Origin of the sequence: Hominisplanchenecus sp. (genome assembly GCF_046967715.1) — a bacterium.
In the GTDB taxonomy this organism is placed as follows: Bacteria; Bacillota; Clostridia; order Lachnospirales; family Lachnospiraceae; genus Hominisplanchenecus; species Hominisplanchenecus faecis.
In genome coordinates, this window is the sequence record NZ_JBKVNQ010000077.1 from 6,394 (window position 1) to 9,908 (window position 3,515).

At 46.1% G+C, this 3,515-nt stretch carries 3 protein-coding genes; all 3 read right to left on the reverse strand.

Going from position 1 to position 3,515, the window contains the following annotated elements:
• Nucleotides 1-177 precede the first annotated feature (177 nt).
• From ACLTL4_RS10150 to ACLTL4_RS10160, 3 genes are read right to left on the reverse strand one after another with little or no spacing between them, the layout of a single operon-like run.
• On the reverse strand, nt 178-1,800 hold the full coding sequence (locus ACLTL4_RS10150) for a tetratricopeptide repeat protein (RefSeq protein WP_412290823.1): 1,623 nt from the start codon (nt 1,798-1,800) through the stop codon (nt 178-180).
• A gap of 9 nt (nt 1,801-1,809) precedes the next feature.
• A complete protein-coding gene (locus ACLTL4_RS10155; RefSeq protein WP_022119312.1) occupies nt 1,810-1,959 on the reverse strand; it encodes a hypothetical protein in 150 nt (49 codons plus the stop codon).
• Between the two features lie 16 nt (nt 1,960-1,975).
• Complete coding sequence (locus tag ACLTL4_RS10160; RefSeq protein WP_226911810.1) at nt 1,976-3,271, reverse strand: bifunctional folylpolyglutamate synthase/dihydrofolate synthase; 1,296 nt, start codon at nt 3,269-3,271, stop codon at nt 1,976-1,978.
• Between the last annotated feature and the right edge of the window lie 244 nt (nt 3,272-3,515).

Sequence of the window (3,515 nt, forward strand, 5' to 3'; positions counted from 1 at the left end):
TCCACTGGACAATGTGTGCCCTCGCGGAGCGTTTATCTTAGTCGGAGATTGCACTTCCACTAAGACAAATTTGTTGCTCGCCACTTATAGGGAGTCTTCTCCGACTAAGATAAAAAAAGAAGCCCTCACCGATCTTTTTCGATCTGTGTAAGCTTCTCTTTTGTATTTCATATTTTCTTATTCGATGCCAAACATGTTGTTGATATCCGCAGTACCGTTATCGCCTGTGGTATCGTTGCCGGTCGTATCATTTCCGGTCGTATCATTTCCGGTCGTATCAGCCGCCCCGGTGGTGTTATCCGTTGTCCCGGCTGCATTTGTGGTATCGGTTGTTCCGGCTGTATTTGTGGTGTCCGTTCCTCCGGTCGTCGTATCCTGTGTAGCATTTGTCGTACTGCTGCCCGATGAAGTATCGCTTGTGATGTAGCCGGAAATATTATAAGCTGCCGCCTGTGTCGGGAACTGCTGTACGATCTGCCGGAAGATCTTGTTCGCCTTTTTCGTATCGTTGTTGTTACGGTAAGAAAATGCCAGATAATACCAAGCATTGAAATCATCTGTCTTGGCTTCGGTCGCCTTTTTCAGCTGTGTGATCGCTGTTTTATAATCTCCGGACGCAAACGCCGTTGCCCCTGCATTGTAGGCCTCCGTAAACACATAGTCCGCAAGAGCCGTTTTCAGTGTCGCATACAGCTCCTGACCTTTTCCGGTCATGCTGCTCTCCTCGATCTGATTGAACGCATCCGCTGCTTTTGTCATATCGTTTGCCAGATAATAATTGGCTGCCTGCAGGATCTCATCATAAGAATCTGCCTTTTTATCCGCTTCTTCTTTTGCCTTGTTCGCTGCATCGACCTTGCTCTGATAGCCGTCGATCTCTTCCTGCAGTCCCTGCACCCTTGAAACCTGAGCCGCCATCTGGGAGTTGGCATCCGTTACCTGTGCATTTGCCTTTTCATAGATGCTCTGACGTGTCGATGGTACAACAAGGAACCACACCACAGCTGCCCCGAGTACAATGCCGAGGAAAATATTGATAAACGTGGCAACCGCCGAGCTGTCACGGAACGTTGTCGGCTGGATGATCATCTCATTGCCGTTCATGTAGGTTACCGTGCCGCTTAAGCGATCAACCTTTTCTTTTGCATATTTTTTCTTACGTTTGACATCCAGACTGGTGCTGATACCGGTCGCCAGCTCCACTTCCTGGAGATAGCGGAGTGTCGTTGTATTGTTTGTGTCAATGAATGCTGCTTTTTTGAGCAGTTTTCTTGCTTTTTCGTAATCCTGATGTTTCAGATAAAGCAACGCTAAAAGGTGGTATGCCTTGATCAGTTTTGGATTCTGGGAAAGTACTTTTTTCAGCTGGATCATTGCCATATCATCATGATCTTCACGGCAGTAGACCAGTGCCTGATTGTACTTGCGGATCGTCTGATTGATCGTATCCAGCTTGTTTTTGTTGGACTGCAGCTTGTCTATGTAGTATTCCGCCAGATTGTCATCCGGGTTCATATTTTTGCTGATCACCCATTCGGTCAGTGCAGATACAACCTCACCTGACTCAAAATAGACCAGTCCCAGAAGATTTCTTGCATCTTTATTTTCTTTGTTGAACTCAAGACTTCTCTTCAGTGATTTAATCGCTCCCGACAAGTCCCTGACGCGTGCTTTGTCCAATCCTTCGTTGTAAAGCAGATTGGAAATACGTGCCACACGTTTCAGTATCGTAATGTCCGCTCCGCATCCGGTACAGTAATCAATATCGGATAATGGAGTTCCGCAGTAAATACAATTCATGCTGTCCCCTTATCTTCTTATCTTCTTTTTTTCATCTTTCATCAGCTCTTTGAGAATATCGGTGATATCCGTCAGATCCCGATTGTAGATGGCATCTTCTGCTTCATTCACATCGAGGCTGGAATGAAATTTTTTTAATTCTTCTTCGTAATTAATCATAAAATCTGCTCCTTTGTCATGCCTTGCATTTTTCCAGGATTTCTTTGATCTCCCCTACCAGATATAAAGATCCCGCACAGAACAAAAGTCCGTCCTGTCGAAGGGTGCATGCCCTTTCAAACGCTTTCTCGATATCCGGTTCCGTTACGATCTGTGCGTCTGTGTATTTTGCAAACACTTCGGAAAGCTCCCCTGCCGGCACGATGCGGTCGCCTTTGATCTCCGTGACTACCACCGCAGACGGTGTCGTCTGGCTGCAGATCGTGTGGATCATCTCTTCGTAATTTTTCTCTACCACAGCGGAGAACAGCAGTACGATCCGATAACGCTCCTGTACGCTCTGCACGGTCTTTACAAACTGTGCGATACCATCCGCATTGTGTGCCCCATCCACGATCACACCCGGCAGAACGGTCTCCATACGTCCCTGCCATTTTGTCTCTTTGATCGCCCGGATACGAAGATCTTGCGAGATCTCCTGTTTCGGATCGATCACATCCATGGCAAGCAGTGCCAGAGAACTGTTCACCACCTGATATGGTGCAAGATAAGGTGCGGTCACTTTTGCATGTTCATAATACCCACAATTCAGGCAAAAATCAATACTTTTGTCCGTGTTTCCCAAAATTTCATACATTTCTTCTTTCAGTGCAAACGCCGGTGCGTGAAGCTCTTTGGCCCTCTTTTTGATGACCTTTTCTGCCTCTTCGTTTCTGCCGTCGTAGATGACCGGCACACCTTCTTTGATGATCCCGGCCTTTTCCCCTGCGATCTTTTCGATCGTATCTCCGAGGATCTCCGTGTGATCTAGGCTGATCGAAGTGATCACCGTTGCGATCGGATGTTCGATCGTGTTGGTCGCATCGAGTCTTCCGCCAAGACCGGTCTCCAGAACCACGTATTCTGCCTTTTCTTTCTGAAAAGCAACCATGGCAACCGCATAGAGCAGCTCAAAATAAGTTGCATGCGGCAGTCCGTCTTTTACCATGCCGTCAATGGCTGCCTGTACTTTCTGATAAGATTCCAGAAAAAGCTCGTCGCTGATCGGTACATTGTTGATCTGGAAACGTTCGTTGATCCGAACCAGATGCGGAGAGGTAAAAAGAGCGGTCTTTTTGCCTGCCAGTGTCAGCATCTCTGAAAGAAAGGCACAGACAGAACCTTTTCCATTGGTTCCTGCAACATGGATCACCTTCATGCCGCACTCCGGATGTCCCAGTCTTTTTAACAGCTCTACAGTATGTTCCGGTTTGTTTTTTGTCGTAAATTTTGGTACATTAAGTATATATTCTACTGCTTCTGTATAGTTCAATTTTATCCACCACTTTGCTTTTAGATTTTTACAGTCCGGACAGCAAATGCTCCTGCCACACTGTATCATTACGTTTCTTCTATTATTATAGCGATGCCTGTTTAATATGCAAGCATTTCTTTTCGCATAATTTTTCATCTGTCAGCATAAAAAAACGGCACCGGAGCTTTTCTGACACCCATGCCGTTTCCTGTATTTCGATAAATTCTCTTTAAAGAACTTTACTCAGGAAACTCTGAAGTCT